This is a genomic window from Comamonas kerstersii (genome assembly GCF_008801935.1).
GTDB lineage: Bacteria > Pseudomonadota > Gammaproteobacteria > Burkholderiales > Burkholderiaceae_C > Comamonas > Comamonas kerstersii.
Genome location: NZ_VZOT01000008.1, coordinates 19,713 through 45,253, shown reverse-complemented (window position 1 = coordinate 45,253; position 25,541 = coordinate 19,713). Strand labels below are relative to the sequence as shown.

Below are 25,541 nucleotides of genomic sequence, written 5' to 3'. Positions count from 1 at the left end.
CTCAATACATCCTAGGTTTTTTTACTATCTCAATATCTGCCGTTTCCAGAGCAGCATCCAACCAGCTGGGCTTCAAATCGCCACGGTCAATAGCATCCATACGGTCTTGCTCGCGCTGCTTTTTCGCGGCTGCAGCTGCGACCAAAGATGCCAACGCTGCCTCGGTCATAACAACCACACCATCGTCATCGCCCAGCACCCAATCGCCGTGGTGGACCTCGACACCGCCGCATTGGATCGCACCATACAAACTGCCAGGCCCCTCTTTAAAAGGCCCAGCCGGATGCACAGCCACGGCAAAGGCAGGCAACCCCAAGGCTTGGAGCTCCTGTACATCGCGCATGGCACCATCAATTACTACCCCTGCAAGCCCCGTGGCTTTGGCTTGGGTCATCATGATGCCGCCCATCAAGGCTCGCTCGGTATAACCGCCGCCGTCTACCACCAGCACATCTCCCCGCTGGGCACGGGCCAAGGCGGCATGAATGGCCAAGTTGTCGCCTGGGGCCACACGCACCGTCAGCACTTTGCCTACCAGTTGCTTGCCGGGGGTGAGGCTGCGTATGCGACTGTGCATGGTGCAGGCGCCCACATCGGCCAGCAAGGTGCTTGAGAGTTCTAGCAATTGGGAATATGTCATAGCCATTTCCTGAAATTAACGGTTTTGTGCACACAGCAAGGCATCCAGCCGTGGATAGACCTTGCGCGCGTTGTGCTCGAAGAGCTTGGCCCGTACCGCGTCGTGCACCACCGTGGACGACTGCACGTAGCGTTTGGTGTGGTCGTAGTGAAAACCCGTCATGGGATCAACACCTTTGACGGCACCGTGTGTTTCAGAGGCAAACAAGATGTTGTCTTCCGGTATGACGCTGAGCAGCAGGTCAATACCCGGCTGGTGGTAGACACAGGTGTCAAAAAACACGTTGTTCAGCAACTGCTCTACCGGTGGCCGTCCCAATTGCTGGGCCAAGCCCCGGTAACGTCCCCAGTGGTAAGGCACCGCACCGCCGCCGTGCGGAATCACAAAGCGCAGCGTCGGAAAATCCACGAACAGATTCCCCTGAATGAACTGCATGAACGCCGTGGTGTCCGCATTCAGATAGTGCGCCCCTGTGTGGTGAAAGTTGGGATTGCATGAGCAGCTTACGTGCACCATGGCGGGGACATCCAGCTCCACCAGTTTTTCATACAGCGGGTACCAGTAGCGATCGGTCAGCGGCGGGCCTGTCCAATACCCGTCTGAAGGGTCTGGGTTGAGGTTGCAGCCCACAAAACCCAGCTCCTGCACACAGCGCACCAGTTCATCGACTGCATAGGACAAATCTGCCCCCGGCGACTGTGGCAGCTGGCACACCCCCACAAACTCCTTGGGGTACAAGCTGCAAACGCGGCGAATCAAATCGTTGCACGCCCGCGTCCAATTGATGCTGGTTTGCACATCGCCTACGTGGTGCTCCATCGCGCCTGCGGTTGGCGAGAACAGCGTCACATCAATGCCCCGTGCGCGTTGTGTGGCCAGCTGATTTTTCTCCAGACTTTCCCGGATCTGTTCGTCACTGATGGCCTGGGCACCGTCAAAGACAGGTCGCAGGTCCGTGTGCAACTGCGCTTTTTGGAGTTTGCGAAATTCCGCCAATGCAGCGGGTGAGGTTGTGTAATGCCCGTGGCAATCGATGATCATGGAACGTGCCTGCTCAGTTCAAATGAATGCCCGCTTCTTTGATCACTTTGTCCCACTGGGCTGTTTCTTTGCGGGTGCGATCGGCCAGAACCTCTGCAGTGGTTACATGTAAATCCACACCTTGGTCACGCAGGCGTTCTTCAAACTGGGCATCGCTGCCCAGTTTTTGCAACGCTTGGCTGAGTTTGCTCACCACGTTCTGCGGCAAACCTGCTGGGCCATAGATACCGTACCAGGTGACGTACTCAAACCCCTGCAAGGCTTCTTTGATCAACGGGTAGTTCTGGTAAGTGGGCGACTTGGACTCAGCCGTCACACCCACCACGTTGATCAAGCCCTTGTCGACCATGCCCTTCATGGAAGGCAGGCTACTGAACATGGCTTGCACCTGGCCCGAGGCCAAGTCCGTCATGGCCTGCGACGATCCCTTGTACGCCAAGTGCTGCCCCTGAATTCCAGCTTCTTTCATAAATAGCTCAGCAGCCAAATGGGCCAAACCGCCCACACCGGCCGATGCCATGTTCAAACTGCCCGGATTGGCGCGGGCGTATTCAATCAGCTCCTTGGCGTTTTTGGCAGGCAACTTGCCCGTTGTAACCAGTACGTGGGGGCTGGTAGTGACCATGCCCACAGGGCTGAGTTGGGTCAGAATGTCCACACGGTTCTTGGTCAGCAAGGGCTGAATCACGACATTGCCCGAGGCAGCAAACAGCAAGGTATAGCCATCTGCCGGTGCACGCGATACGGCATTGATCGCAGGCACCCCAGCCCCGCCGCCCATGTTTTCCACCACCACGGTTTGGCCCAGATCTTTACCCAAGTCTTGGGCAAACTCTCGTGCCACCACATCGGCCGGACCGCCCGCGGCAAAAGGAACCACCAGACGCAAGCTTTTGCTGGGGAACCCATCACTTTGCGCCCAGGCACCGCCTGCCACGCCCCATGCAGCGCATGCGACCACCGTTGCTTTGAGAAGAGTGCGTTTGCTCAACATATTTGTCTCCTTATGGTGCGCTCCTGTGTTGGGAGCAAACGCATGGTAGTAAGCGCACCAACTTAGGTACACAGCGTTACGTTAGGCGTAACGCTGTTGGATACCAGCAAGGCTTACAACGAACGCGGCGCAAGCAACCAGCGCTAAGAGGCCGCAGCACTCAGTTGGGGTGCCAGGTCGAACGCAGCGCAGAGGCACTCACGCCACCCAGCTTCCACGAAATCTGTGCTGCTGCCTGCATCACGGCCGGGGCGTAGCTGTGCAGCTGGGCATCGCTCAAGCGGTCGGCCGGCCCCGCCACCGACACCGACCCCAGCACCGATCGCCGTGTCCCATACACCACCACCGCGACACTGGCCGAGGTAGCGCTGCGCTCACCACGCGTCACGCTGTAGCCTTGGCGGCGAATCTCGTCGTAGATGGCACCGGGCTCCCCCAGCGCTGCCAAAATCACCCGCCCCGCTGAGCCACGGTCCAGCGGCAGCACTTCGCCCGAGCGCACGTGCTGGGGAAGTGCTCTGGGACCTTCGTAGCGCAGCAAGCAGCTGCGGGCGTTGTTTTCGTAGACGTAGAGCGAGGCACTCTCACCACTCATTTGCGACAACTCCACCAAGTACGGTTCAACGATGGTGTTCACATCAAACTGCGCTTGGTAGCGTGCGCCCAGCAAACCCGCACTGGGGCCTAAGCGCCAGGCACCATCCTCGCGCCGAACCAAGTAACGGGCATGCTCCAGGGTACGCGCCAGACGCAGCACCGTAGGCTTGTGCATGCCCGTTCGGCGTGCCAGCTCTGCCAAGGACACAAAGCTTTCGTCGCCATAGAAAGCATTGAGCACACGCAAAGCGCGGGACACCGCCACGACATGCGAGTCCGACGCTGCAGGCAGTTCAGAACGCTCGGACTCAGGCATGGCGATGTCTGCCGCTATAGAAAGATGAAGCTAAAAACTGCAAGCGATTACACCGAGCGCATCAGCCCGCCATCCACGCGAATGTTCTGGCCGTTGATGTATGCCCCGCCTTCGCTGGCAAGGAAAGCAATCGTTGCCGCAATCTCTTCCACCGTGCCATAGCGCTGCATGGGCACGGCCGCGCGGCGCTCGTCTTTTTCGGGCAGGCTGTTGATCCAGCCGGGCAGCACATTGTTCATGCGCACGCCGTGCCTGGCGTATTCATCGACAAACAGCTTGGTAAAGCTGGCGAGGCCCGCACGCGCCACGGCAGACGTCGGGAACAAATCCACCGGTTCAAACGCCCAGGCCGTGGAGATATTGACAATCGCGCCTCCCCCTTGCTTCACCATGATCGGCGTCACACAGCGCGCCGCGCGCACGATGTTCAGGAAATAGGCGTCGATGCCTGCGTGCCAGTCGGCATCCGTCAACTCCAGCACCGGCGCACGCGGCCCCTTGCCAGCGGAATTGACCAGCACATCGACACGGCCCCAACGTTCCATCACCAAGTCGACCAGCTTTTGGATATCGGCTTGGTTTTGGTTGGTTCCTGTTACTCCTATGCCGCCCAACTCCTGGGCCAGTGCTTCGGCTTTGCCGGAAGAAGACAGCAAGCCCACGTGGTAGCCGTCAGCGGCGAGTTTGCGGGCAGTGGCTGCGCCCATGCCGGAGCCGGCGGCGATGATGATGGCGGTTTTGTAATTTTTCATAAAAAAATTAAGGATTTTCAACTAATTTTAAAGATAATTTCTCGGTCAAATCTTTTATCTTTTGAATTGTCCAATTTTCTTCAAGCGTAACCTGTAAACTTCTAGGATAGTCACTCATTCTATCTTTTAGATATTTTTCTTTTTTGATAGAAAAATCATGATTGCTTGCTGAAGAATTTTTAGATTTACTAAGCAAAACCAAATTGCCTAAAGTATTAACAACTTCTTTGTGTTCACTGATATTTGGATCATGACTCCACTGCGAAGAGGGATCAGGTTTCTGAGGAAAAATATGTTCAATTGACTTCGCATTTATTTCTTTGTAAATATCATTTTCACAAGAAATTACTTCAAGTCTTAATAAAAAATACCTACAAAATCTATTCCCATATAAATTTTTGCTCTTCCCTGCATTGATAATTGAGTTTTTGTCAAATTTTATATTTTTAATGACATTTGATGCTGAGGTTTCAGATTCTATGGACTTTAGTATTTTTGCATATACTCCAAATCGCTCATCCTTTCGCACACCATCGACCCATTGTTGTAAGTATACTTTTTCAATTAACAACATGAAATCATAAAAATTTTCACCAGAGAACTTTTTGGCAAAAAACATAAGGCAAGAGCGCCATTCAGATGCCTCAAACTCCGAGTCCATAATATGGATCATTGCCTTATATTTCAAATGATTGGGGTCAGTTTTTGGCAAATAATCCTTATCGATAAATATCTGCCTATATATATCTGAATATATTTTTACTTCATCAATAAACTTTTCTCCTCTTTGAAGGATGTCCTTTTTGAAAATCCTATTTTCAAATTCTTGTAACAGATCTTCTTGAGGCTTTTCCTTGAGTAAAATCATCCTCATAGAGTAAAGAATTGATTCAAATTCTTTTTCGCCAATGTCATTCTCCATTGACTCCCATTGCTTTGAAAGTCTATCTCGAGTCATTTCAATTGGGACGGCTTCAGGTGATATATTCTGAGCCTTAAGAATATCAATTCTTCTTAGTTGTCGACCTCTATCATTAACTATGGTAAACAACTTAAATGCATCATTAAATGTTGATGCAGAAAGATAAATAATGGTGCAATGCTGGTTTATAAATTGCACGAATTTCTGAAGTTGCTCTTGTGTATATTTATCTATTGATGACTTAAATATTTTTATCGCTTGTATGTATCTTTTTTGTGACTCAGAAAAATCGTTGGACTTAAACTTCTGAAGTGTTCCACCGTTTTCCAAAACAATTTCTCTAAATATCTGCCGATCTTTTACAGATACTCTGGGCATCTCCGGAATACCATCTACACGGTTTTCTTCTTGAAGAATTTTACCATGCAGATTTTTCTTAAAAAGAGGGTCTGCTATAAGATCTCTTAAACATGCAAACAAAATTAATAGCGATGTTAATCGCTGTTGACCATCGACAACATCATAACTATTTCTCTCATTTTTCTTATGAAGAACAATGGTGCCTAAAAAATAGTTTTTTTCTGATTGTGCACTAATTAAATCATCTATTAGATCTTGGAAATTTGAATCTTCCCAAGCAAATGGTCTTTGATAATCTGGTATGTTAAAAAATAAGTCCGTAGAAAAAATTTTCCCTACGACCTCAATACTGCCTTGCAAATTATTCATAAAATTCTCCTAATATTTTATTTGTCTTAATTAAACCTTTTTCCAAAATGAAATAATTTTGAGATATTTCTTGAATTTTATCGATATATTTATCAACAATCAGAATTGATTGATTTTTGAGATGTAACCGATATAAACACTTCCAAATCTCCTCCCTCACCACCGGCGCCAACCCCTCCGTTGCTTCATCCAAAATCAATAACTTTGGATTGGTCGATAAAGCCCGCCCAATCGCCAGCATCTGCTGTTCACCGCCCGAAAGCTGGTTGCCCATATGGTGCTCACGTTCCTTCAGGCGTGGAAACAGTTCATAGATACGCTGCAAATCCCAGGCCGTGTCCTGTGACCGATCCGGCTTGCGTGCAAAGGCGATCAGGTGTTCTTTCACCGTGAGATTGGGAAAACACATGCGCCCTTCGGGCACCAGTGCAATGCCACGGCGGGCAATTTCATCGGCAGGCAGATTGGTGATTTCTTTGCCTTCAAAGAAAATCTGCCCCTTGCGCACAGGCAAGGCGCCGGTAATGCATTTGATGGTGGTGGATTTGCCCATGCCATTGCGGCCCATGAGGCTGACGACCTGGTGCGGTTCAATCGTCAGGCTGACGCCAAACAGCACTTGGCTGGCGCCATAGCCTGCTTCGATGTTGCGCACTTCGAGCAATGGTGTCGTGGAACCGCTCATGCCGCACCCTCTTCTGCTTGTTCTTCCAGTTCATCTTCCTGCCCCAGATACACGGCCTGCACGCGCGGGTCGTGCTGGATTTGTTCGCTCGTGCCCTGCGCAAACACCTTGCCATAGACCAGCACGGTGATGCGGTCGGCCAGTTGGAACACGGCGTCCATATCGTGCTCGATGAGCAAAATCGCCATGTCTTTGCGCAGCTGCTGGATCAGCTCCACCATTTCTTCGGATTCCGCTGGCCCCATGCCTGCCATGGGCTCGTCCAGCAGCAGGAGTTTCGGCGTAGCTGCAATGGCCAAGGCGACATCGAGCTTGCGCTGCGCGCCGTGGGGCAAGGTGCCGGCCACGGTGTTCCACTGGCTTTCCAGTTGCACACGGTGCGCCAGCTCCCATGCTTTGGCCTTTAGCTCCGCATCTTTGTCCCGCACTTTGAACCAGCGAAAGCTGTTGCTGTGGTGGGCCTGCACGGCCAGCAGCAGGTTTTCGGCCACGGTGAGTTGACCAAAGATGCTGGTGATCTGAAAGCAGCGCGACAGCCCCGCCGCCACGCGCTGGTGGGGGGCGAGGTGGATGAGTTCTTGGCCGTCCAGCTTCAAAGAGCCACCATCGGCAGGCAACAAGCCCGAGATCAGATGCACCAGCGTGGATTTTCCCGCGCCGTTGGGGCCAATCAGGGCGTGGATTTCGCCCTGCTCCACCTGCAGCGAGACATGGTCGGTCGCCGTGAGGGCGCCAAAGCGTTTGACGAGGTTTTCAATGGAAAGCAGGCTCATGCGGCGTCCTTACTGTGCTGGGCGCTCTGCTTTTTAGCTGCGCTGTCTTTTTTGGCAAAGAATGCCGCCAAGCCCCTGGGTGCCAGAAACACCACGGCCACCAGCAGCAGGCCCATGGGGGCGTGCCAGTAGTCCGTGTGCTGCTTGAGCAGTTCTTCCAGCACCAGCCACACGGCCACGCCCAGCGGCGCGCCCCAGCGCAGGCCGATGCCGCCGATGAGCACCATCACAATCAGCAGGGCCGACTGGTTCCACTGCATCAGGCTGGGGCTGACAAACCCGTTTTGCGTCGCCAGCAGCGCGCCAGACAAGGCGGCAATGCTGCCTGCCAGCGAAAAAGCCAGCAATTTCAGGCGCACCGTGGGGTAGCCCATGGCCTGCATGCGCGTTTCGTTGTCACGAATGCCTTCCAGCGCGCGGCCAAAGTAGGAGCGCTCGATGCGCGAAAGCACCAAAAAGAGTGATGCAAAGGCAAGCAGAACAAGGCTGAACAGCCCATTTCCTTGCGCATCCACGCCATCCCACAGTTGCAGGGGGCTGTACATGGTGTAGCCATCATCCCCACCCCAGAAGCGCAGCGACACGGCCAGGTAGTACAGCATCTGCGCAAAGGCCAGCGTAATCATGATGAAGTACACGCCCCTGGTGCGCACGGCCACCAGCCCGATCAGGCCCGACACCACAAAGCCCGCCACGGCCGCGACCAGCCAGATGAGCCAGGCGTTGCTGTAGCCACCCTCCACCATGGCGACCACGGCATAGGCCCCCACGCCCACAAAACCGGCATGGCCCAAGGCGACCAGGCCTGCGCGGCCGATGAGAAAGTTCAGACTCAGCGCCGCAATACTCACGATGAGGATGCGGCGCACAAAGTCCACGTAGTAATCCAGCCCCAGCGCGGGTGCGACCCACGGAAAGGCGCCAAGCACGATCACCAGCGCAGCCAGCACACTGTGGCTGACCCAGCGCGCATGGGCGGTGGATGCCATCGGCGGCGGGTTCTGCGCAGCGCTGTATGTATTGACAGGGTTTGAATGCATCACAAGAAAACCGCCCTTTTAACCACGCGCCGGGAACAGGCCCGAGGGTTTGAACACCAGCACACCGGCCATGAGCACATACATGGCAATGCTGGCCACGGCGGGGCCAATGTCCGCCGCCAGCGTGGGCGAGAGCACCTCGCGCAGCAGCGGCGGCAGCAAGGCACGGCCTGCGGTATCAACAAGGCCCACGAGCAGACTGGCAATGAGTGCGCCGCGCACCGAGCCAATGCCGCCAATCACAATGACCACCAGCGCGGGAATCAAGATGTGTTCCCCCATGCCCACCTGCACGGCGCTGATGGGGGCCATGAGCGCCCCCGCCAAAGCCGCCAGCGCCGCCCCCATGGCAAAGACGATGGCAAACACGCGGTTCACGCGAATGCCCATCCACTGCGCCATCTGGCGGTTGGACGCGCCCGCGCGCACCCACATGCCGAGCTTGGTGTGGCTGACCAGCAGGTACAGCGCCAGCGCGGCGGCCAGGCCTGCGGCCAGAATCAGCAGGCGGTAGCTGGGATATGGCAGAAAGCCGAACAGCTGAACCGGCCCCGAGAGCGCCGCCGGGGTGGACGCCATGATGGGCGAAGGCCCCCAGATGGCTTTGACCACATCGTCCGCAATCAAGATGACGCCAAAGGTGGCGAGCACCTGGCTCAGGTGGTCACGCGCGTAGAGCCTGCGAATCAGCACGGCTTCCAGCACCGCAGCCAGGGCCACCGTGACGGCAATGCCCACCGCAATCGCCAGCAAGAAAGAGCCGCTGTGCGTATGCACGCTGGCCGAGACATAGCCCCCCGCCATAAACAGCGCGCCGTGGGCGAGATTGAGCGTGTCCATGATGCCGAACACCAGCGTGAGGCCCGCGGCCAGCAAGAACAGCATCAGGCCGTAGCCCAAACCGTTGAGGGTTTGCTCCAGCAAGAAAACCAGATCCATCCTGCGACCGCCTTAATACAACTTCGCGCCCAGCGGCACGTTCTGGTCTGGTACACAGAGCACGACGTGGCCGTTTTCGTCCGGAAAACCTGTGACCAGGCATTCCGACATGACGGGGCCAATCTGCTTTTTGGGGAAATTCACCACGGCCACGACCTGCTTGCCGATCAGGCCCTCGGGCGTGTAGTGGTGGGTGATCTGCGCGCTGGATTTTTTGATGCCAAGTTCCGGCCCAAAGTCCACCTGCAGCAGGTACGCCGGTTTGCGCGCCTGCGCAAAGACTTCGGCAGCCACAATGCGGCCCACGCGCAATTCCAAGCGGGCAAAGTCATCCCAGGTAATGGTTTCCATATTTTTGATAGCGGCTAGCGCTTATTTCATGCCACATTGGGCCGAAAAACTATCTTGGTGGGCGGTGTAGATCTTGCCGGGCTGCAGCTGGTTGGTGATCTGGCCGTCTGCGGTCTTGACCACCTGGCGCAGGTAGTAGTCCTGGGTGAGGAACTGGTTGTTGCCGTAGCTGACGTTGCCGCGCACGGAGTCAAACTTGGCGGTCTTGATGGCTTGCGCGACGGCGGCCTTGTCGTCGAGCTTGCCGCCCACAGCCTTCACGGCGGCGTCCAGGTTCATGACCACGTCATAGGCAAAAGCGGCGTACAGCGTGGGCAGGCGGCCATAGGCTTTCTGGAACTCGGCCACAAACTGCTTGTTGGCGGCGTTGTCCAGATCGTGTGCATAGCTGGAGGCGTTGTAGATGCCGACCATGGGCTCGCCCACGGCGGCGATGATGTCCTGATCGGCCGTGAAGGGCGAGGAGATCAGCACCATGTCCTTGTTCAGGCCCGCGCCCATGAACTGCTTGATGAAGTTGATGCCCATGCCACCGGGCTGGAAGATGTAGACCGCATCGGGCTTGGCGGCGCGCAGCTGGGCCAGTTCGGCGGCAAAGTCCAACTGGCCGACCTTGGTGTAGACCTCGTCCTGCACAGGCTGGGCATAGGCGCGCTTGAAGCCGTTGACCGCGTCCTTGCCTGCGGGGTAGTTGGGCGCGAGCACGACGACTTTCTTGTAGCCCTTGTCCGCAGCGTGTTTGCCCGCGGCTTCGTGCATGGCGTCGTTCTGGTAGCTGGTGCCAAAGAAGTACGGGTTGCACTGCTTGCCCGCCAGCTGGCTGGGGCCGGGGTTGGCCGAGAGGAACGGTACCTTGGCGTTAAACAAGGTGGGGCCCACGGCCAGCACCACGTTGGAGCCCACGGGGCCGGTGAAAAAGTCCACCTTGTCGCGCTTGACAAAGCGGTCCACCAGCTGGCGCGCGGTTTCAGGGTTGCCCGCCATGTCAGCCTGAATCAATTCCACAGGCATACCGCCCAGCTTGTTGTCCAGCAGCTTGGCGGCCAGATTCAGGCCATCACGGATTTCCGCACCAGGTCCCGCAAATGGGCCGGAGATATCGAGCGCCACGCCCACCTTGATGGGGTCTTGCGCCCAGGCGGCAGTGGTCAGCGATGCGGCAAAGGCGGCGACAGCGGTGGCGCGCAGGGCCAGGCGGTGGATGGTGCTCATGTCTCTTTGTCTCAAATATCAGAATCGTGGAATGAATGCTGCGGCGCAGCAACGGCGATCAATCGCCGCAAGCCTACACAGCGCAGCCGTTTTTGAGGAGCGCGGGCATGGGGCCATTGGTGCAATCACAACAGTTGCATCAAGGGGCAGGCGTTGACAAACCCATGAGTTGCAGTGTCGTCTGGTGCACGATGGACTTCGGGTCGGCCAGCTGCAGCGGCAAATCAAAATGGTTGGTGGCGGGGGCTTCCACCCACTGCCCCGGCAGCAGGCGGGCATTCCAGGCCGCCAGATATTCGCGCGACTGGCGGTGAAATTCTCGGCTTTCAAACTCCCCCACGGCTACGCGCAGCTGGCACTGGCTATGGGTGCTTGCGTCTGGCAGCAGAAAGCGTGGGCTGTTGCGCAGGGCGGCAGCGTCGTCCATCTGCATCCAGCCGTTGATGTGGGTGTGCAGCAGCGGCTGCAGGTCAAACAGGCCACTCAGGGGGAAGGCCGAGGCGGGCGTTGCGCTGGCGGGCAAGTCGTAGTCTTCCTGCCAGCCCTTGGCCAGCAGCATGCCGACCAGATGACCGCCTGCGGAGCTGCCGCAGACGCAGATATTGCGAGCATCACCACCGTAGATGGCGATGTTGCGCACCACCCAGGCAAACATCTGGCGCATCTGATCGACGATGTGGTCCAGCGTCACCGCCGGGGCCAGATCGTACTCAGGCACGACCACCATGGCCCCAGCCTGCGTGAGCGCGGGGGCCATGAAGGCCGAATCGTTCTTGCTCAGGGCCCGCCAGTAGCCACCGTGGATAAATATAAAAACAGGAGCGCCTTGCGCTTGCTGTTGCGTGCTTTGGGGTAGATATATATCCAGAACGTCGGTACTGCGTGCGCTATAAGCTACGTTTTTAATAGCTCGAAGTTGCGAAGCAGCCTGGCTTTCCTGGGTGTAGCGGGCAATCAGGGCTGCCGCATCCTGCACACTGGCGCGGGCGTTGTACTGGCGGTCGTAATAGGCTTGCGCATTGCTGCCTGGCATGGCGTTGGTCTCCGGTGGTTGCGCAGCAGCATAAGAAACAAAATCGCCTGCAGGCTGAATAAACGCTGAATAGGCTGCGCCACCTCAGCCCAGCGCGGCAATCACCTCGGGGGGGGCCTGCACCAGCTCAATCAGCACGCCCTCGCCTGCGATGGGAAACTCGTCATTGCTTTTGGGGTGCAGAAAGCAGATGTCGTAACCTGCCGCCCCCTTGCGGATGCCGCCGGGCGCAAAGCGCACGCCCTGGGCGGTAAGCCACTCTACGGCCTTGGGCAGATCGTCAATCCACAGGCCAATGTGGTTGAGCGGTGTGGTGTGAACGGCGGGTTTTTTGTCGATGTCCAGCGGCTGCATGATGTCCACTTCCACCTTCATCGCACCCTTGCCCATGGCGAGGATGTCTTCATCCACGTTTTCACGCTCAGACTGGAAAGTGCCGGTTTGCTCCAGGCCCAGCATGTCCACCCAGAGCTTTTTCATGCGCTGTTTGTCGGTGCCACCAATGGCAACTTGCTGGATGCCCAGGACCTTGAAGGGGCGTGCGGTGATGTTCATGGCTGTCTCCTTATCGTTTTCATAGCTGTCAGCGCTTACTGGTATTGCGCTGGAGCATGATTTTTATAGTCATTCTTCGTTTCGAGGTGGTGCTACAAGCCAGCCAAGCAAAGCTTGGCGGTTCAGACGCGACGCAAAGCTGCAGACAGTAGCAGCGCTACGGCAAAGCTTTGCAACAAAGTCTGAAGGCTTGTAGCAACACCGCCCCGATCATTCAAATTCCAGAATCACATCATCGACTGCCAATGAAGCTCCCTTGCCTGCGCTGATCTTGCGCACCACGCCGTCCTGGCTGGCGAAGAGGATGTTTTCCATCTTCATGGCTTCGATGACGGCGAGCTTCTCACCCGCCTGCACCTTCTGGCCTTCCTTCACGGCCACATCCACCAGCAAGCCTGGCATGGGCGAGAGCAGGAACCGGGACATGTCTGGCGGCGCCTTGTAGGGCATCAGTTCATGGAACTTGGCCCCCTTGGGTGAGAGCACCAGCGCATCAATCTGCGTGCCGTTGTGGGTGATGCGCAATGCCAGCGGATTCTTGGGCGTGCCGCGCTCTACCTGCACGGTAAAGGGTTGACCATTGCAAAGTCCCTGCAGTCGCACTTCACGCATGGCGCTGAAGCTCTGGAACTCATAGCGCTTGCCGCTGGCGTTGAGCGTGACCGTGCTCTTGCGGCTGTCAAACTCAAAGTCAGACACTGTGACGCTGTGGTGCTGGTTCTGGCCTTCTGCACCCAGGACGATGACGGTGTAGTCCGCAGACACGACCACCTCATGCCCGTTCATCTGCCCGCTGATGGTGGCCGCACGTGCGCGGTAGCGGCGGTTCATGTGGGCGGCCAGCGCAACGAGGAAATCCGGGTCGCTGTGCGGCACATCACTGGCGTTAAAGCCGTGGACATAGTGCTCGGCAATAAAACCGGTGTTGAAGTCACCCGTCTGGAATTTGGGGTGGGCCAGCAGCGCGGCCTGGAACGGGATGTTGGAGCTGATGCCGCGAATCACAAAGCCGTTGAGCGCCTCACGCATCTTGGCAATCGCATCGTTGCGGTCTTTGCCGTGGACGATGAGCTTGGCAATCATCGAGTCGTAGTACATGGGGATCTCGCCCCCTTCGTACACGCCCGTGTCTACGCGCACGCCGTGCAGGTGTTCGGTGTCGGCCTGCCACATGGTCTGCTCCGGAGGGTTAAAGCGCACCAGGCGGCCCGTCGATGGCAGGAAGTTGCGGAATGGGTCTTCGGCATTGATGCGGCACTCCATGGCCCAGCCATCGCGCTTGACGTCTTCCTGGCGGATGGCGAGTTTTTCACCGGCGGCGATGCGGATCATCTGCTCCACCAGGTCCAGCCCGGTGATGCATTCGGTGACAGGGTGCTCTACCTGCAGGCGGGTGTTCATCTCCAGGAAGTAGAAGTCCTGGTTTTTGCCCACCACAAACTCCACTGTGCCTGCGGACTGGTAGCCCACGGCCTTGGCCAGTGCCACCGCCTGCTCGCCCATGGCTTTGCGCGTGGCATCGCTGATGAAAGGCGAAGGCGCTTCTTCAATCACTTTCTGGTGGCGGCGCTGGATGGAGCATTCGCGCTCGTTCAGGTAGATGACGTTGCCGTGCGCATCGCCCAGCACCTGAATTTCAATGTGGCGCGGCTGCTCCACAAACTTTTCGATAAAGATGCGGTCATCACCAAAGCTGTTGCGCGCCTCGTTCTGGCAGGAGGCAAAGCCATCGAAGGCTTCCTTGTCGTCAAAGGCTACGCGCAGACCCTTGCCGCCGCCGCCAGCCGAGGCCTTGATCATCACGGGGTAGCCAATGCCTTTGGCAATTTCCACGGCCTGCTCAGGACCAGCGATGGGGTCGTTGTAGCCGGGAATGGTGTTCACACCGGCTTCGTTGGCCAGCTTCTTGGATGCAATCTTGTCGCCCATGGCGGCAATGGCTGCATGCTTGGGGCCGATAAAGACAATGCCCTCTTCCTCCAGACGGCGGGCAAAGGCTTCGTTCTCACTCAAAAAACCATAGCCGGGGTGCACGGCCTGTGCGCCGGTCTGCTTGCAGGCGGCAATGATGCGGTCGGCCTGCAGATAGGACTCACGGCTGGGCGCTGGGCCAATGTGCACGGCTTCATCGGCCAGCTTGACGTGACGGGCTTCCTTATCCGCTTCGGAGTAGACCGCAACGGTCTGGATGCCCATTTTCTTGGCGGTGGCGATGACTCTGCATGCGATCTCGCCACGGTTGGCGATCAGGATTTTTGTAAACATGATCTTTGTCTCTTTCTTGTACTTGCTTTAAGCAGCAGGTTTATCCATGGAGGTGGTGAGACAGCCCAGCGAAGCGACCGAGGCGCGGCGCATGGGCGCAGGCAGTAGCAGCGCTACGGCAAGCCCATGCAACAAAGCATCGGGGGGCTGTATCACCGCCGCCCCTTACAGAGGGATGTTGCCGTGCTTGCGCCATGGATTCTCTAACTGCTTGTTTTTCAACATCTCCAACGAACGGCAGATGCGCTTGCGCGTTTCGTGCGGCTGAATCACATCGTCAATAAAGCCACGAGCCCCAGCCACAAAGGGGTTGGCAAAGCGGGCCTTGTATTCGGCCTCGCGGGCAGCGAGCTTTTCGGGGTCGTGCTTGTCTTCGCGGAAGATGATTTCCACGGCGCCCTTGGCGCCCATCACGGCAATTTCGGCATGGGGCCAGGCCAGATTCACATCGCCGCGCAGGTGCTTGGAAGCCATCACGTCATACGCGCCACCGTAGGCCTTGCGGGTGATGACGGTGATCTTGGGCACGGTGCATTCCGCATACGCATAGAGCAGCTTGGCACCGTGCTTGATGATGCCGCCGTATTCCTGCGATGTGCCAGGCATGAAGCCGGGTACGTCCACAAAGGTGATGACGGGGATGTTGAACGCATCACAAAAGCGCACAAAACGCGCGGCCTTGATGCTGGACTTGATGTCCAGACAGCCTGCCAGCACCAGCGGCTGGTTGGCCACAATGCCTACGGTCTGGCCGCGCATGCGGGCAAAGCCAATCGAGATGTTCTTGGCGTAGTCAGGCTGCAGCTCGAAGAAGTCGCCGTCATCCACGGTCTTGAGGATGAGCTCCTTCATGTCATAGGGCTGGTTGGGGTTGCTGGGCACCAGGGTGTTGAGCGACATGTCGGCACGGTCGGCCGGGTCTGTCGTCGCACGCACCGGGGCTTTTTCTTTGTTATTCAGCGGCAGGTAGTTGTACAGGCGGCGCAGCATCATCAGCGCCTCTACATCGTTGTCGAAAGCCAGATCGGCTACGCCGCTCTTGGTGGTGTGGGTGATGGCACCGCCCAGCTCTTCGGCCGTGACTTCTTCGTGCGTGACGGTTTTCACCACTTCAGGGCCGGTCACAAACATATAGCTGCTGTCCTTGACCATGAAGATAAAGTCCGTCATGGCGGGCGAGTACACCGCCCCACCAGCGCAAGGGCCCATGATCATGGAAATCTGCGGAATCACGCCTGAAGCCAGCACGTTTTTCTGGAAGACATCGGCATAACCACCCAAGGACGCTACGCCCTCCTGAATGCGTGCACCGCCGGAGTCGTTCAGCCCAATGACCGGAGCGCCCACCTTCATGGCCTGGTCCATGATCTTGCAGATCTTCTCGGCATGGGTTTCTGACAGCGCCCCGCCGAACACGGTGAAGTCCTGGCTGAAGACAAACACCAGGCGGCCGTTGATCATGCCGTAGCCCGTCACTACGCCGTCACCGGGGATCTTGGTGTTCTCCATGCCAAAGTCGGTGCAGCGGTGCTCGACGAACATGTCCCATTCTTCAAAAGTGCCGTCGTCCAGCAGCAGCTCGATGCGCTCACGGGCTGTGAGCTTGCCCTTGCGGTGCTGGGCGTCGATTCTTTTCTGTCCGCCGCCCAGGCGGGCCATTTCTCTTTTCGCTTCGAGCTGGGCCAGGATGTTGTTCGATTCCATATGTCTTCCTCAGATCCTCTTCAGATAAAGATGGCGGTTTTCTTATTCATGTAATGTCGATTGAGTGGTGAAATCGGTCATGTTTCATCACTTTTCGCTGCGGTTGGCGCTGATGCCGCCTGCGCTGCCAGCAGATTTCTGGCGGCCGTACTGGCGGCCAGCCGGCCTGCGGCAACATCGGCCAGCGTGCCGGGCAGCAAGGCCTGCACCTGCGGGTGTTGCCTGAAGGCCTGCTTCAGCCCGGCATCAATGCGCTCCCACATCCAGGCCAGTGCCTGCTGCTCACGCCGCTGGGCCAGACGGCCATTGGCAGTCTGCAGCTGCTGAAATTGCTGCACCGTCTGCCAGAACTCCCCCACGCCCTGTCCTTGCAGGGCCGAGATCTGCAGCACCTTGGGCTGCCACAGTGCGGCGTTGTGCTGGGCATGCTCGGGGTTGCCGTGCATGCTCAGCAGCCGCAGGCTGGACGTAATCTGGGCCTGCGCGCGCGTGGCGGCATTGGGGTCAATGTCAGCCTTGTTAATGACCACCAAATCGGCCCGCTCCATCACACCTTTCTTGATGGCTTGCAGGTCATCGCCCGCATTGGGCAGCTGCAGCACGCAGTACATATCTGTCATGCCGTGCACAGCGATTTCGCTCTGCCCTACGCCAACGGTTTCTACGATCACCACGTCATAGCCCGCAGCCTCACAGACCAGCATGGCTTCGCGCGTTTTCTCGGCCACGCCGCCGAGCGTGCCGCTCGATGGGCTGGGGCGGATATAGGCATTGGGGTTGACCGAGAGCTGCTCCATGCGGGTCTTGTCACCCAGGATAGAGCCGCCGGATACGGTGCTTGAAGGGTCAATCGCCAGCACGGCCACGCGGTGGCCCTGCCCCGTCAGATACATGCCCAGCGCTTCGATGAAGGTGGATTTGCCCACGCCAGGTACTCCGCTGATACCCAGCCGCAGCGCCTTGCCCGTGTGCGGCAGCAAGGCCGTGAGCAGTGCATCGGCCTGCGCGCGATGGTCTGCGCGGGTGGATTCCAGCAAGGTAATGGCCTTGGCCATGGCACGGCGCTGCACGGCGGGGCTACCGCGCAGAATGCCTTCCTGAATTTGTTGAGGAGTCAAGATGCGCTCCCCAGTTACAGGCCTGCCGCTTTCTTGATGTGTTCCAGCACATCCTTGGCACTGGCGGGAATGGGCGTGCCGGGGCCATAGACGCCCTTGACCCCTGCCTGGAACAGAAAGTCATAGTCCTGCGCAGGCACGACCCCCCCCACAAAGACAATGATGTCGTCTGCGCCCTGCTGCTTGAGTGCTTCAATGATGGCGGGCACCAAGGTCTTGTGGCCTGCGGCCAGGGTCGAGACGCCCACGGCATGCACATCGTTCTCAATGGCCTGGCGCGCGCATTCCTCGGGCGTCTGGAACAGCGGCCCCATGTCCACATCAAAGCCCAGATCAGCAAAAGCAGTGGCCACCACCTTGGCACCCCGGTCATGTCCGTCCTGCCCCAGCTTGGCGATCATCACGCGCGGGCGGCGGCCCAGCAGCTCGGCAGCGGTGTTGATTTCTTGCTTGAGCTGCTCCCAGCCTTGGGCTGAGTCATAGGCTGCTGCATACACACCAGTCACCTTCTGGGTATCCGCACGGTGGCGGCCAAAAACTTTTTCGAGCGCATCCGACACTTCACCCACGGTAGCGCGCAGGCGAATGGCCGCAATAGCCAGATCCAGCAGATTGCCCTCGCCGGTCTGCGCTGCGTTAGTGAGAGCATCCAGCGCGTGCTGCACCTTGGCTGCATCGCGTTTTTGCTTCAAATCCTGGAGGCGCGCAATCTGGCTTTCGCGCACCTTGACGTTGTCCACCTCCAGGATATCGACGGGGTCTTCCTTGGCCAGCTTGTATTTGTTGACGCCAACGATGACGTCCTTGCCAGAGTCAATGCGCGCCTGCTTTTCGGCTGCGGCAGCTTCGATCTTGAGCTTGGCCCAGCCAGAATCCACGGCTTGCGTCATGCCGCCCATGGCCTCGACTTCTTCGATGATGGCCCAGGCCTTGTCGGCCATTTCCTGGGTCAGCTTTTCCATCATGTAGGAACCTGCCCAGGGGTCAATCACATTGGTGATGTGGGTTTCTTCCTGAATGATGAGCTGGGTGTTGCGCGCAATCCGGGCCGAAAACTCTGTGGGCAGGGCAATGGCTTCATCAAAGCTGTTGGTGTGCAGCGACTGCGTGCCACCGAATACGGCGGCCATGGCCTCGATGGTGGTGCGCACCACGTTGTTGTACGGGTCTTGCTCCGTCAGGCTCCAGCCGGAGGTCTGGCAGTGGGTGCGCAGCATCAGGCTCTTGGGCTTTTTGGCACCGAAGTCTTTCATGATGCGGCACCACAGCAGGCGGGCAGCGCGCATCTTGGCAATCTCTAAATAGAAGTTCATACCAATGGCCCAGAAGAAGGACAGGCGACCGGCAAAGTCGTCCACATCCATGCCCTTGGCAATGGCGGTCTTCACATATTCCTTGCCATCGGCCAGCGTAAAGGCCAGTTCCAGCGCCTGGTTGGCCCCGGCTTCCTGCATGTGGTAGCCCGAGATCGAGATCGAGTTGAACTTGGGCATGTGCTGGCTCGTGTACTCGATGATGTCGCCAATGATGCGCATCGAGGGCTGGGGCGGGTAGATATAGGTGTTGCGCACCATGAACTCTTTCAGAATGTCGTTCTGAATGGTTCCGGAGAGCTGGTCCTGCGACACGCCCTGCTCTTCCGCTGCGACCACATAGCCCGCCAGCACGGGCAGCACAGCCCCGTTCATGGTCATGGACACAGACACCTTGTCCAGCGGAATGCCGTTGAACAGGACTTTCATGTCCTCCACCGAGTCAATCGCCACACCGGCCTTGCCCACGTCCCCCGTCACGCGCGGGTGGTCCGAGTCGTAACCGCGGTGCGTGGCCAGATCAAACGCCACAGACACCCCCTGCCCCCCGGCGGCCAGTGCCTTGCGATAAAAAGCGTTGGACTCTTCGGCCGTAGAAAAACCCGCGTACTGGCGGATCGTCCATGGGCGGCCTGCATACATGGTGGCCTGCGGGCCGCGAATAAAGGGCGCAAACCCGGGCAAAGTATCTGCATAGGGCAGGTCTTGCGTGTCCTGCGCCGTATACAGCGGCTTGACCGTGATGCCGTCCGGCGTGGTCCAGTTGAGCTGGCTGATATCCCCCTGCGGTGCAGCCTTGGCGGCGGCTTTTTCCCAGTCTGCGAGGCTGGCTGATGGAAATTCAGATGTGGCAGTGGCCGCTGTCTGGCCCTGTTTGCTGTCGATGCCCATGGCTAGAACTGTCTCCGTAATAGTCTTGTGCTGGAAAACGCCAGTTTTTCCGCACTGCTTGTGATTCATAATTATGAATACATAACTACGAAACACCGGCCTAGGGAAAGCCCCCTAAGACCCATGACAGAAACTACCCCCCTGCTTGCACCCAAGCCCTTGTACCTCCAGGTGGCTGAACTGGTACGCCAGCGCATCTACCAGCGCGAACTCCAGTCTGGTGACTGGATTGATGAAATGAAGCTGGCAGAGGAATTTGGCATCAGCCGCACGCCTTTGCGTGAAGCACTGAAAGTGCTGGCCGCAGAAGGCCTGGTCACCATGAAGCCGCGCCGTGGTGCCTATGTGACCGAGACATCCGAAAAAGACATGCGCGATGTGTACCACCTGCTGGCCTTGCTGGAAAGCGATGCTGCCGCCACCGTGGCCCAGCAGGCCTCGGATGCGCAGCTGCAGCAGCTGCACGCCCTGCACCAGTCTCTGTGCGCCGCGGTGGACGATGCCAACCGGTTTTTCCAGATCAACGAAGCCTTTCATCTGCAACTGCTGACGCTGTGCGACAACCGCTTTCTGCTGCAGACGGTGACTGACCTGCGCAAGGTCATGAAGCTCAACCGCCACCAGTCCCTGTTCAAGCAGGGGCGCACACAGGACAGCCTGCAGGAGCATGAAGCGCTGATGCAGCAGCTGCTGGCTCGAAATGCGCAGGGCAGCCGCCAAGCCATGCTTACGCACTTCAGCAATGGGTTGCAGGCCGCAAAAATGTCATGAAAAGTGAAGTTCCAAGACTCTTCCTACAGACATGGCCTGGAAAGTAACCAAAAATATTTCTATAGCAATCAAATTTAGCCGCGTACGCCAGTACTTGGTCGCCTTCATCGCATGCGCAGCGCCGCCAGAGATACCCAGGAGTTCACATGCTTGGTTTGAGCGTGTTTGAGCACATCAACGTCCCCAGTTCACATCTCATTACCCATGTGCCTCACAGCCTAGGGGTTGTGCTGCTGTCTTTGCTGATTGCCTTTGTCAGCTGCCATATTGGCTTTTACATCCTGCGCAACAACCAGGGTGCCGCCGCGCACAGTCACCAGCGCATTGCCTGGCTGTGCACTGCCATCGTGCTCGGTTTTGGCATCTGGTGCATGCACTTCACCGGCATGCTGGCCATGCAGCTGCCCACGCATGTGAGCTACAGCGTCTGGAAAACTGCCGCCTCCATCCTGCCCAGTCTGGCTGCCGCAGGCATTGCCATCTGGACCTTGCAAAGCCAGCCCATGAGCACAGCGCGCATGCTGCTGGGCGGCAGCCTGTTTGGCCTTGGCGTGACGGTCATGCATTACAGCGGCCTTGGCGCTGCCTATATTGATGGAGTGGTGCGCCTGGACCTGCCGCAGTTCCTGCTGGCCAGCGTCGCAGGCGTCGCTCTGAGCATTCTGAGCTTTGCCAGCTACCGCTGGGTGGAACAGCATGCCCGTGGCACAAACCTGCTGTACTGGCGCTGGCTCCCCCCTTCCCTGCTGGCGGCCGCCATCGCCAATATGCACTACCTCTCCATGCATGCCATGCGCATTGCATTGCCTGGAACGAGTGAGTCCCTGCCATCGGCCATGCCTGATCTGCATGGCAGCCAGATGCTGTCACTGTTTATTGCCTCCATCGCAGGTTCCGTGTTTGTCATTCTGGGGCTGGCGCATGCAGCCATGCGCTACCGCGACCACTGGCACGCTGCTGCAGCCCGCGATGCCCGTCTGTTTGCCATGGTGGAAGCAGCCGATGCGGGCTTCATCAGCACCGATGCCCGCGGCATCATCCTTGAATACAACTCCATGGCGCAGCAACTGTTTGGCTACACCAAGGAAGAAGTACTGGGCCGCAGCGTCAATATGCTCATGCCTTCACCTCTGGCAGAGCAGCACAATGCCTTTCTGGAAGGCCACCTTCAGCACGTGGGCAAACCGATTACCAACAAACACCGCGAAGTGCTGGGCATACACAAAGACGGCAAGCTCATTCCCCTGCAGCTGTCACTGGGTAAGGCGATCACCCCTTCAGGGCTGATTTTTGTTGCCTATCTACAGGACATCTCGGAGCGCAAGCGTGCAGACGCACAGCTGCGCATTGCTGCCAGCGTCTTTCACCACGTACATGAGGGCGTTGCCATCATGGATGCGCACTACAACATCACGGATGTCAATCCGTCCTTTGAGCGCCTGATGGAAATGCACAGGCAGGACTGCATTGGCAAATCACTGCCATGGCTTTACGAAACTGCAGATATCCCCCCCGACATGAGCGGGCTGTGGCATACCCTGGCCACCGAGCAGCACTGGCAGGCTGAGGTGCTGCTCACCCGCAGCAATGGCCAGGTCTGGATGCAGCGTATTTCCATCTCTCCCGTGCTCAATGAGATCAAGCGCCCCCACCACTTCATCGTGGTGATCAGCGATATCAGCGAGCGCCCCAGCCTGGAGGTCATGCTGCCACATGCAGAGCTGCATGACAGCAGCACGGGGCTGCCGACCCGAAAGCTGTTCATGGACCGACTGACCAGCCAGCTCATCAGTTCCCATCGAAAGTCCACCCATGCGGGCGTGGTGTGCGTGCAGTTTGTGCTCGATGACCAAGCTACACCTCACGATTTGAACAACGCCCAGCGCCTGCTGGCGCAGCTCTTGGAGCAGCAGCTGCGCTGCACCGATACGCTGTCGCGCTACAGCAAGGACCTGCTGGCCGTGCTGCTGCCTGGCATCAAGGACGCTGCGTCATTTGCTGCTCTTGTGGACCGCCTGACCCGCTCCATACAGGAGGTGCAGCACCACTACCTCAGGTTCCATGTCCAGATGCTGCGCATCAGCCATGCCTCTACGCTGGATGACCGCTTTTCCGCCAGCGACCTGATGAAAGCCGCCATCCACAGCCCACATGCCCGGGAAATTCCTGCCGTCAGTGATCAGAGGCATGTGCACTAGCCTGCACTTTGCGGCATAGCATCTTCAGAAACAGCTATAAACACGGCCTGAGTTTTTCAGTTGGCCCATTGTTTTTGGAAGACGCATCGCATTGCACAGCAACCACTGTCTCCCTGAAGAAGAGACACCTCTTATCCCCATGCGCGGTGACAACGCGTTTGAACACTGGCTGATGACCTGTGGGCAAAACCCCTGGGAGCCGCTCAGCCCTGAGGCCGCCAGGCCTTACCGCTTTATCTGGCTGTCCTGGCTGCGCTTTCTGTCTGGCGAGCAGGCCGAAGCCATACAGCCTTTTGCCTGGGCCCGTGCCACGCCTGTGCAAGTGCTGCAGTTCATCAACCACGCACCGCAAAGCCCCAAGAACCACAAGCCCAGCGACATCACGCGCCGGCGCTACTGGCGTGTGCTGGACCGCGTGTACGACCATGCCGTGCTGCACCAATGGGCACGCAGCAATCCGGCCCAGGGCCTGGCTGCCCAGGACATCCCCCCCAGCGAGAACCCGCAAGGCGCCATCCTCTCTCCACGCATGTGGCGTGCCCTGCAGCAGCACATTCCACAGCCGGACGACCTGATCAGCAGCCGCGATCGCGCCATTCTGATGCTGCTGATGGAGCTGGGCCTCACGCCCGAGGAAGTCAAGCACCTGGAAGTGGGCAACCTGCGCTGGAGCGAAGACGAGCCGCGTGTGATTCAGTCCCTGCTGGTGGCAGGCGAGCGCGACATGCAGACCCGTACCCTGCCCGTCTCCCCCCAGTTGCACCATGCCCTGCAGGCCTGGCTGCAGGCGCGCGCGGGCTACCACGCCATGCAGGGCCAGAGCGCGCTGTTTTGCACGCGCAAAGCCCCGCAGCTGACCAGCCATACCCTGCTGCATCTGGTCACCAAAACCCTGCGCCAGGCGGCGTTGGCCGCCAAGCTGCCCGAGCCTGCACGCATGGGCCCCCAGGTGCTGCGCAACACAGTGCTGGTGCAGTGGCTGGAGTCTGGCTGCAGCGTCAGCGAGGTGCTGGCACGCTCTGGCATGAAGAACCCCAATGCCTTGCAGCATCTGCGTGCCTACTTCAACAACGATAAGGACTTATAAAAAAAATAGCTGCCAGCGCTCGTATTTGCAGCGTTTCAGATAGTTTTGTATCTGAAAACAAGCAAATATCTGCGCTGGCAGCTCTTGTTTTTGAAGTTTCAGGCACTGCAATTGCCCAGTTCCGTGGGCTACGACTTACTGCTCTGAAGCCTGCTTCGCGGCAAAGTACTCGCGTGTCAGCCTCGCAATCACGGGCGAGAGCAGCAGCAGGGAAATCAGGTTGGGAATCGCCATCAGCGCGTTGAGCGTGTCCGCCACCAGCCAGGCCACATCCAGTGTCACGACCGCCCCCAGATAGACGCCGATCACCCACAGCAGGCGAAACGGCTTTTCGCACACGGGGCCGACCAGATAGTTCCAGCACTTTTCGCCGTAATAGGCCCAGCCCAAGATGGTGGTGAAGGCAAACAGTGCCAGCGAAATCGCCAGCAGATACTTGCCCACGCCGGGCATGGCGGCTTCAAAGCTCTGTGTGCTCAGCAGTGCGCCACTGGCGCCGCTGTTCCACACGCCGCTGACCACAATCGCCAGGCCCGTCATGGTGCAGACGATGATGGTGTCAATAAACGTGCCCATCATGCCCACAATGCCCGAAAACACGGGGTCCTTGCTCTGGCCTGCGGCCTGCGCAATACCTGCCGTGCCCAGACCCGCTTCATTGGAGAAAATGCCGCGCGCGACACCCATGCGAATGGCCATCAGCACGGTAGAGCCTGCAAAGCCACCCACGGCTGCCGTGGGGTTGAAAGCCTGCTCAAAAATCAGTGCGAACGCAGCAGGAATCTTGTCAGCAAAGGTGCCCAGCACGCACAGCACGCACAGGATGTAGACCACGCACATGGTGGGAATCAGCTTTTCGGCCACCGCGCCAATCCGGGTAATGCCACCCAGCACCACGGCACCGGTGAGGGCTGCGACCACCAGACCAGTGATCCAGGTCTGCACACCAAAAGCACCTTCAATGGCCGAAGAAATACCGTTGGCCTGCACCATGGCACCAATGCCAAAGCCTGCCAGGCCGCCAAAAATGGCAAACGCCGTACCCAGCCAGCGCCAGCGTGGGCCCAGACCATTCTTGATGGCATACATGGGGCCGCCCACCCAATGGCCCCTGGGATTTTTCTCGCGGTACTTCACGGCCACCACCACTTCGGCGTACTTGGTGGCCATGCCAACCAGCGCCGTCATCCACATCCAGAACAGGGCACCGGGCCCGCCCACGGCAATCGCCGTAGCCACCCCGGCAATATTGCCCGTACCCACGGTGGCAGACAGCGCCGTCATCAAGGCAGCAAAAGGCGAGATATCACCGCTGGAAGCGTCATGCACGGAACGGCTCTTCCAGATCATGCGAAAGCCGTAGCCAATATTGCGCAGTGGCATCAAGCCCAGACGCAGCTGCAGATAAAAGCCTGTGCCCAGTATCAGCACGATCATGGGGATGCCCCAGACCAGTCCGTTAAGAGCCTGGAGCCATTCTGTGAGTTGTTGCATACCGTTTTTCTTCCATGGGCTGCAGCTACCGGGACCTCCTCCCCTTCGCCAACCGCAGGGGCTGCATTCTCCACCCGCGCAAGCAGTTATGCATGAGACGCAATATTTTCCCCTATACAGC

At 58.0% G+C, this 25,541-nt stretch carries 22 protein-coding genes; 3 read left to right on the top strand and 19 right to left on the bottom strand.

The genetic code is table 11. From position 1 onward, the window contains the following. Position 1 precedes the first annotated feature (1 nt). The 18 genes from F7P80_RS11790 to scpA form a co-directional block, all read right to left on the bottom strand. Positions 2-640 carry an RraA family protein gene (locus F7P80_RS11790; protein ID WP_077345119.1) on the bottom strand — a complete coding sequence of 213 codons (639 nt, stop codon included), beginning with the start codon at positions 638-640 and terminating at the stop codon, positions 2-4. A 15-nt stretch (positions 641-655) separates the two neighbouring features. Then, positions 656-1,681: an amidohydrolase family protein gene (locus tag F7P80_RS11785; protein WP_151044939.1), complete on the bottom strand. Its 1,026-nt coding sequence runs from the start codon at positions 1,679-1,681 to the stop codon at positions 656-658. Positions 1,682-1,694: 13 nt separating this feature from the next. Further along, entirely contained in the window at positions 1,695-2,675 is a 981-nt protein-coding gene (locus F7P80_RS11780; RefSeq protein WP_151044937.1) for a Bug family tripartite tricarboxylate transporter substrate binding protein, read from the bottom strand. Positions 2,676-2,835: 160 nt separating this feature from the next. Next, entirely contained in the window at positions 2,836-3,588 is a 753-nt protein-coding gene (locus F7P80_RS11775; RefSeq protein ID WP_054067074.1) for an IclR family transcriptional regulator, read from the bottom strand. Positions 3,589-3,635: 47 nt separating this feature from the next. Beyond that, complete coding sequence (locus tag F7P80_RS11770; protein ID WP_151044935.1) at positions 3,636-4,340, bottom strand: SDR family oxidoreductase; 705 nt, start codon at positions 4,338-4,340, stop codon at positions 3,636-3,638. 7 nt (positions 4,341-4,347) lie between these two features. After that, the gene (locus tag F7P80_RS11765) at positions 4,348-5,991 is read right to left on the bottom strand and encodes a DUF262 domain-containing protein (protein WP_151044933.1); all 1,644 of its coding nucleotides are present in this window, start codon (positions 5,989-5,991) and stop codon (positions 4,348-4,350) included. Next, positions 5,984-6,676, bottom strand: coding sequence for an ABC transporter ATP-binding protein (locus F7P80_RS11760; RefSeq protein WP_151044931.1), 693 nt, complete (start codon positions 6,674-6,676; stop codon positions 5,984-5,986). The genes F7P80_RS11765 and F7P80_RS11760 overlap by 8 nt, the downstream gene beginning before the upstream one ends. Further along, positions 6,673-7,449, bottom strand: a complete 777-nt coding sequence (locus F7P80_RS11755; RefSeq protein ID WP_151044929.1) for an ABC transporter ATP-binding protein — start codon at positions 7,447-7,449, stop codon at positions 6,673-6,675. Before F7P80_RS11755 ends, F7P80_RS11760 begins: the two co-directional genes overlap by 4 nt. Further along, positions 7,446-8,438 (bottom strand): branched-chain amino acid ABC transporter permease, encoded by a 993-nt coding sequence (locus F7P80_RS11750; RefSeq protein ID WP_151044927.1) that lies wholly within the window; start codon positions 8,436-8,438, stop codon positions 7,446-7,448. Before F7P80_RS11750 ends, F7P80_RS11755 begins: the two co-directional genes overlap by 4 nt. Positions 8,439-8,507: 69 nt before the next feature. Next, a complete protein-coding gene (locus F7P80_RS11745; RefSeq protein WP_151044925.1) occupies positions 8,508-9,428 on the bottom strand; it encodes a branched-chain amino acid ABC transporter permease in 921 nt (306 codons plus the stop codon). Positions 9,429-9,440: 12 nt separating this feature from the next. Then, positions 9,441-9,779, bottom strand: a complete 339-nt coding sequence (locus F7P80_RS11740; RefSeq protein ID WP_151044923.1) for a tRNA-binding protein — start codon at positions 9,777-9,779, stop codon at positions 9,441-9,443. Between the two features lie 21 nt (positions 9,780-9,800). Then, positions 9,801-10,991 (bottom strand): ABC transporter substrate-binding protein, encoded by a 1,191-nt coding sequence (locus F7P80_RS11735; protein ID WP_151044921.1) that lies wholly within the window; start codon positions 10,989-10,991, stop codon positions 9,801-9,803. Positions 10,992-11,130: 139 nt separating this feature from the next. Continuing rightward, positions 11,131-12,024, bottom strand: coding sequence for an alpha/beta hydrolase (locus F7P80_RS11730; protein WP_151044919.1), 894 nt, complete (start codon positions 12,022-12,024; stop codon positions 11,131-11,133). An 84-nt stretch (positions 12,025-12,108) separates the two neighbouring features. After that, the gene (locus F7P80_RS11725; protein ID WP_054067062.1) at positions 12,109-12,579 is read right to left on the bottom strand and encodes a VOC family protein; all 471 of its coding nucleotides are present in this window, start codon (positions 12,577-12,579) and stop codon (positions 12,109-12,111) included. 210 nt (positions 12,580-12,789) lie between these two features. Further along, on the bottom strand, positions 12,790-14,844 hold the full coding sequence (gene accC, locus F7P80_RS11720) for an acetyl-CoA carboxylase biotin carboxylase subunit (protein WP_151044917.1): 2,055 nt from the start codon (positions 14,842-14,844) through the stop codon (positions 12,790-12,792). 165 nt (positions 14,845-15,009) lie between these two features. Then, positions 15,010-16,548 carry an acyl-CoA carboxylase subunit beta gene (locus F7P80_RS11715; protein ID WP_054067060.1) on the bottom strand — a complete coding sequence of 513 codons (1,539 nt, stop codon included), beginning with the start codon at positions 16,546-16,548 and terminating at the stop codon, positions 15,010-15,012. Positions 16,549-16,625: 77 nt separating this feature from the next. Continuing rightward, positions 16,626-17,666 (bottom strand): methylmalonyl Co-A mutase-associated GTPase MeaB, encoded by a 1,041-nt coding sequence (gene meaB, locus F7P80_RS11710; RefSeq protein ID WP_205245377.1) that lies wholly within the window; start codon positions 17,664-17,666, stop codon positions 16,626-16,628. Positions 17,667-17,680: 14 nt separating this feature from the next. Then, positions 17,681-19,870: a methylmalonyl-CoA mutase gene (gene scpA, locus F7P80_RS11705; RefSeq protein WP_151044915.1), complete on the bottom strand. Its 2,190-nt coding sequence runs from the start codon at positions 19,868-19,870 to the stop codon at positions 17,681-17,683. Between the two features lie 123 nt (positions 19,871-19,993). Here scpA and F7P80_RS11700 point away from each other — a divergent pair, with 123 nt between their 5' ends. From F7P80_RS11700 to F7P80_RS11690, 3 genes are all read left to right on the top strand, one after another. Next, positions 19,994-20,641: a GntR family transcriptional regulator gene (locus F7P80_RS11700; protein WP_054067058.1), complete on the top strand. Its 648-nt coding sequence runs from the start codon at positions 19,994-19,996 to the stop codon at positions 20,639-20,641. Positions 20,642-20,787: 146 nt separating this feature from the next. Beyond that, positions 20,788-22,839 carry a PAS domain S-box protein gene (locus F7P80_RS11695; RefSeq protein WP_151044913.1) on the top strand — a complete coding sequence of 684 codons (2,052 nt, stop codon included), beginning with the start codon at positions 20,788-20,790 and terminating at the stop codon, positions 22,837-22,839. 139 nt (positions 22,840-22,978) lie between these two features. Next, the gene (locus F7P80_RS11690) at positions 22,979-23,926 is read left to right on the top strand and encodes a tyrosine-type recombinase/integrase (RefSeq protein ID WP_151044911.1); all 948 of its coding nucleotides are present in this window, start codon (positions 22,979-22,981) and stop codon (positions 23,924-23,926) included. A gap of 135 nt (positions 23,927-24,061) precedes the next feature. Here F7P80_RS11690 and F7P80_RS11685 read toward each other — a convergent pair whose 3' ends face one another. Next, positions 24,062-25,420 (bottom strand): alanine/glycine:cation symporter family protein, encoded by a 1,359-nt coding sequence (locus tag F7P80_RS11685; RefSeq protein WP_054067055.1) that lies wholly within the window; start codon positions 25,418-25,420, stop codon positions 24,062-24,064. Positions 25,421-25,541 lie beyond the last annotated feature (121 nt).

Bases quoted from the DNA above. Each gene is read 5' to 3' on its own strand.
- F7P80_RS11755 (WP_151044929.1), bottom strand. From the start codon at position 7,449: ATGAGCCTGCTTTCCATTGAAAACCTCGTCAAACGCTTTGGCGCCCTC.
- F7P80_RS11760 (WP_151044931.1), bottom strand. From the start codon at position 6,676: ATGAGCGGTTCCACGACACCATTGCTCGAAGTGCGCAACATCGAAGCA.
- F7P80_RS11750 (WP_151044927.1), bottom strand. From the start codon at position 8,438: ATGGCATCCACCGCCCATGCGCGCTGGGTCAGCCACAGTGTGCTGGCT.
- accC (WP_151044917.1), bottom strand. From the start codon at position 14,844: ATGTTTACAAAAATCCTGATCGCCAACCGTGGCGAGATCGCATGCAGA.
- F7P80_RS11740 (WP_151044923.1), bottom strand. From the start codon at position 9,779: ATGGAAACCATTACCTGGGATGACTTTGCCCGCTTGGAATTGCGCGTG.
- F7P80_RS11765 (WP_151044933.1), bottom strand. From the start codon at position 5,991: ATGAATAATTTGCAAGGCAGTATTGAGGTCGTAGGGAAAATTTTTTCT.
- F7P80_RS11715 (WP_054067060.1), bottom strand. From the start codon at position 16,548: ATGGAATCGAACAACATCCTGGCCCAGCTCGAAGCGAAAAGAGAAATG.
- F7P80_RS11690 (WP_151044911.1), top strand. From the start codon at position 22,979: ATGCGCGGTGACAACGCGTTTGAACACTGGCTGATGACCTGTGGGCAA.
- F7P80_RS11735 (WP_151044921.1), bottom strand. From the start codon at position 10,991: ATGAGCACCATCCACCGCCTGGCCCTGCGCGCCACCGCTGTCGCCGCC.
- F7P80_RS11770 (WP_151044935.1), bottom strand. From the start codon at position 4,340: ATGAAAAATTACAAAACCGCCATCATCATCGCCGCCGGCTCCGGCATG.
- F7P80_RS11775 (WP_054067074.1), bottom strand. From the start codon at position 3,588: ATGCCTGAGTCCGAGCGTTCTGAACTGCCTGCAGCGTCGGACTCGCAT.
- scpA (WP_151044915.1), bottom strand. From the start codon at position 19,870: ATGGGCATCGACAGCAAACAGGGCCAGACAGCGGCCACTGCCACATCT.
- F7P80_RS11730 (WP_151044919.1), bottom strand. From the start codon at position 12,024: ATGCCAGGCAGCAATGCGCAAGCCTATTACGACCGCCAGTACAACGCC.
- F7P80_RS11695 (WP_151044913.1), top strand. From the start codon at position 20,788: ATGCTTGGTTTGAGCGTGTTTGAGCACATCAACGTCCCCAGTTCACAT.
- F7P80_RS11780 (WP_151044937.1), bottom strand. From the start codon at position 2,675: ATGTTGAGCAAACGCACTCTTCTCAAAGCAACGGTGGTCGCATGCGCT.
- F7P80_RS11725 (WP_054067062.1), bottom strand. From the start codon at position 12,579: ATGAACATCACCGCACGCCCCTTCAAGGTCCTGGGCATCCAGCAAGTT.
- F7P80_RS11700 (WP_054067058.1), top strand. From the start codon at position 19,994: ATGACAGAAACTACCCCCCTGCTTGCACCCAAGCCCTTGTACCTCCAG.
- F7P80_RS11790 (WP_077345119.1), bottom strand. From the start codon at position 640: ATGACATATTCCCAATTGCTAGAACTCTCAAGCACCTTGCTGGCCGAT.
- F7P80_RS11785 (WP_151044939.1), bottom strand. From the start codon at position 1,681: ATGATCATCGATTGCCACGGGCATTACACAACCTCACCCGCTGCATTG.
- F7P80_RS11685 (WP_054067055.1), bottom strand. From the start codon at position 25,420: ATGCAACAACTCACAGAATGGCTCCAGGCTCTTAACGGACTGGTCTGG.
- F7P80_RS11745 (WP_151044925.1), bottom strand. From the start codon at position 9,428: ATGGATCTGGTTTTCTTGCTGGAGCAAACCCTCAACGGTTTGGGCTAC.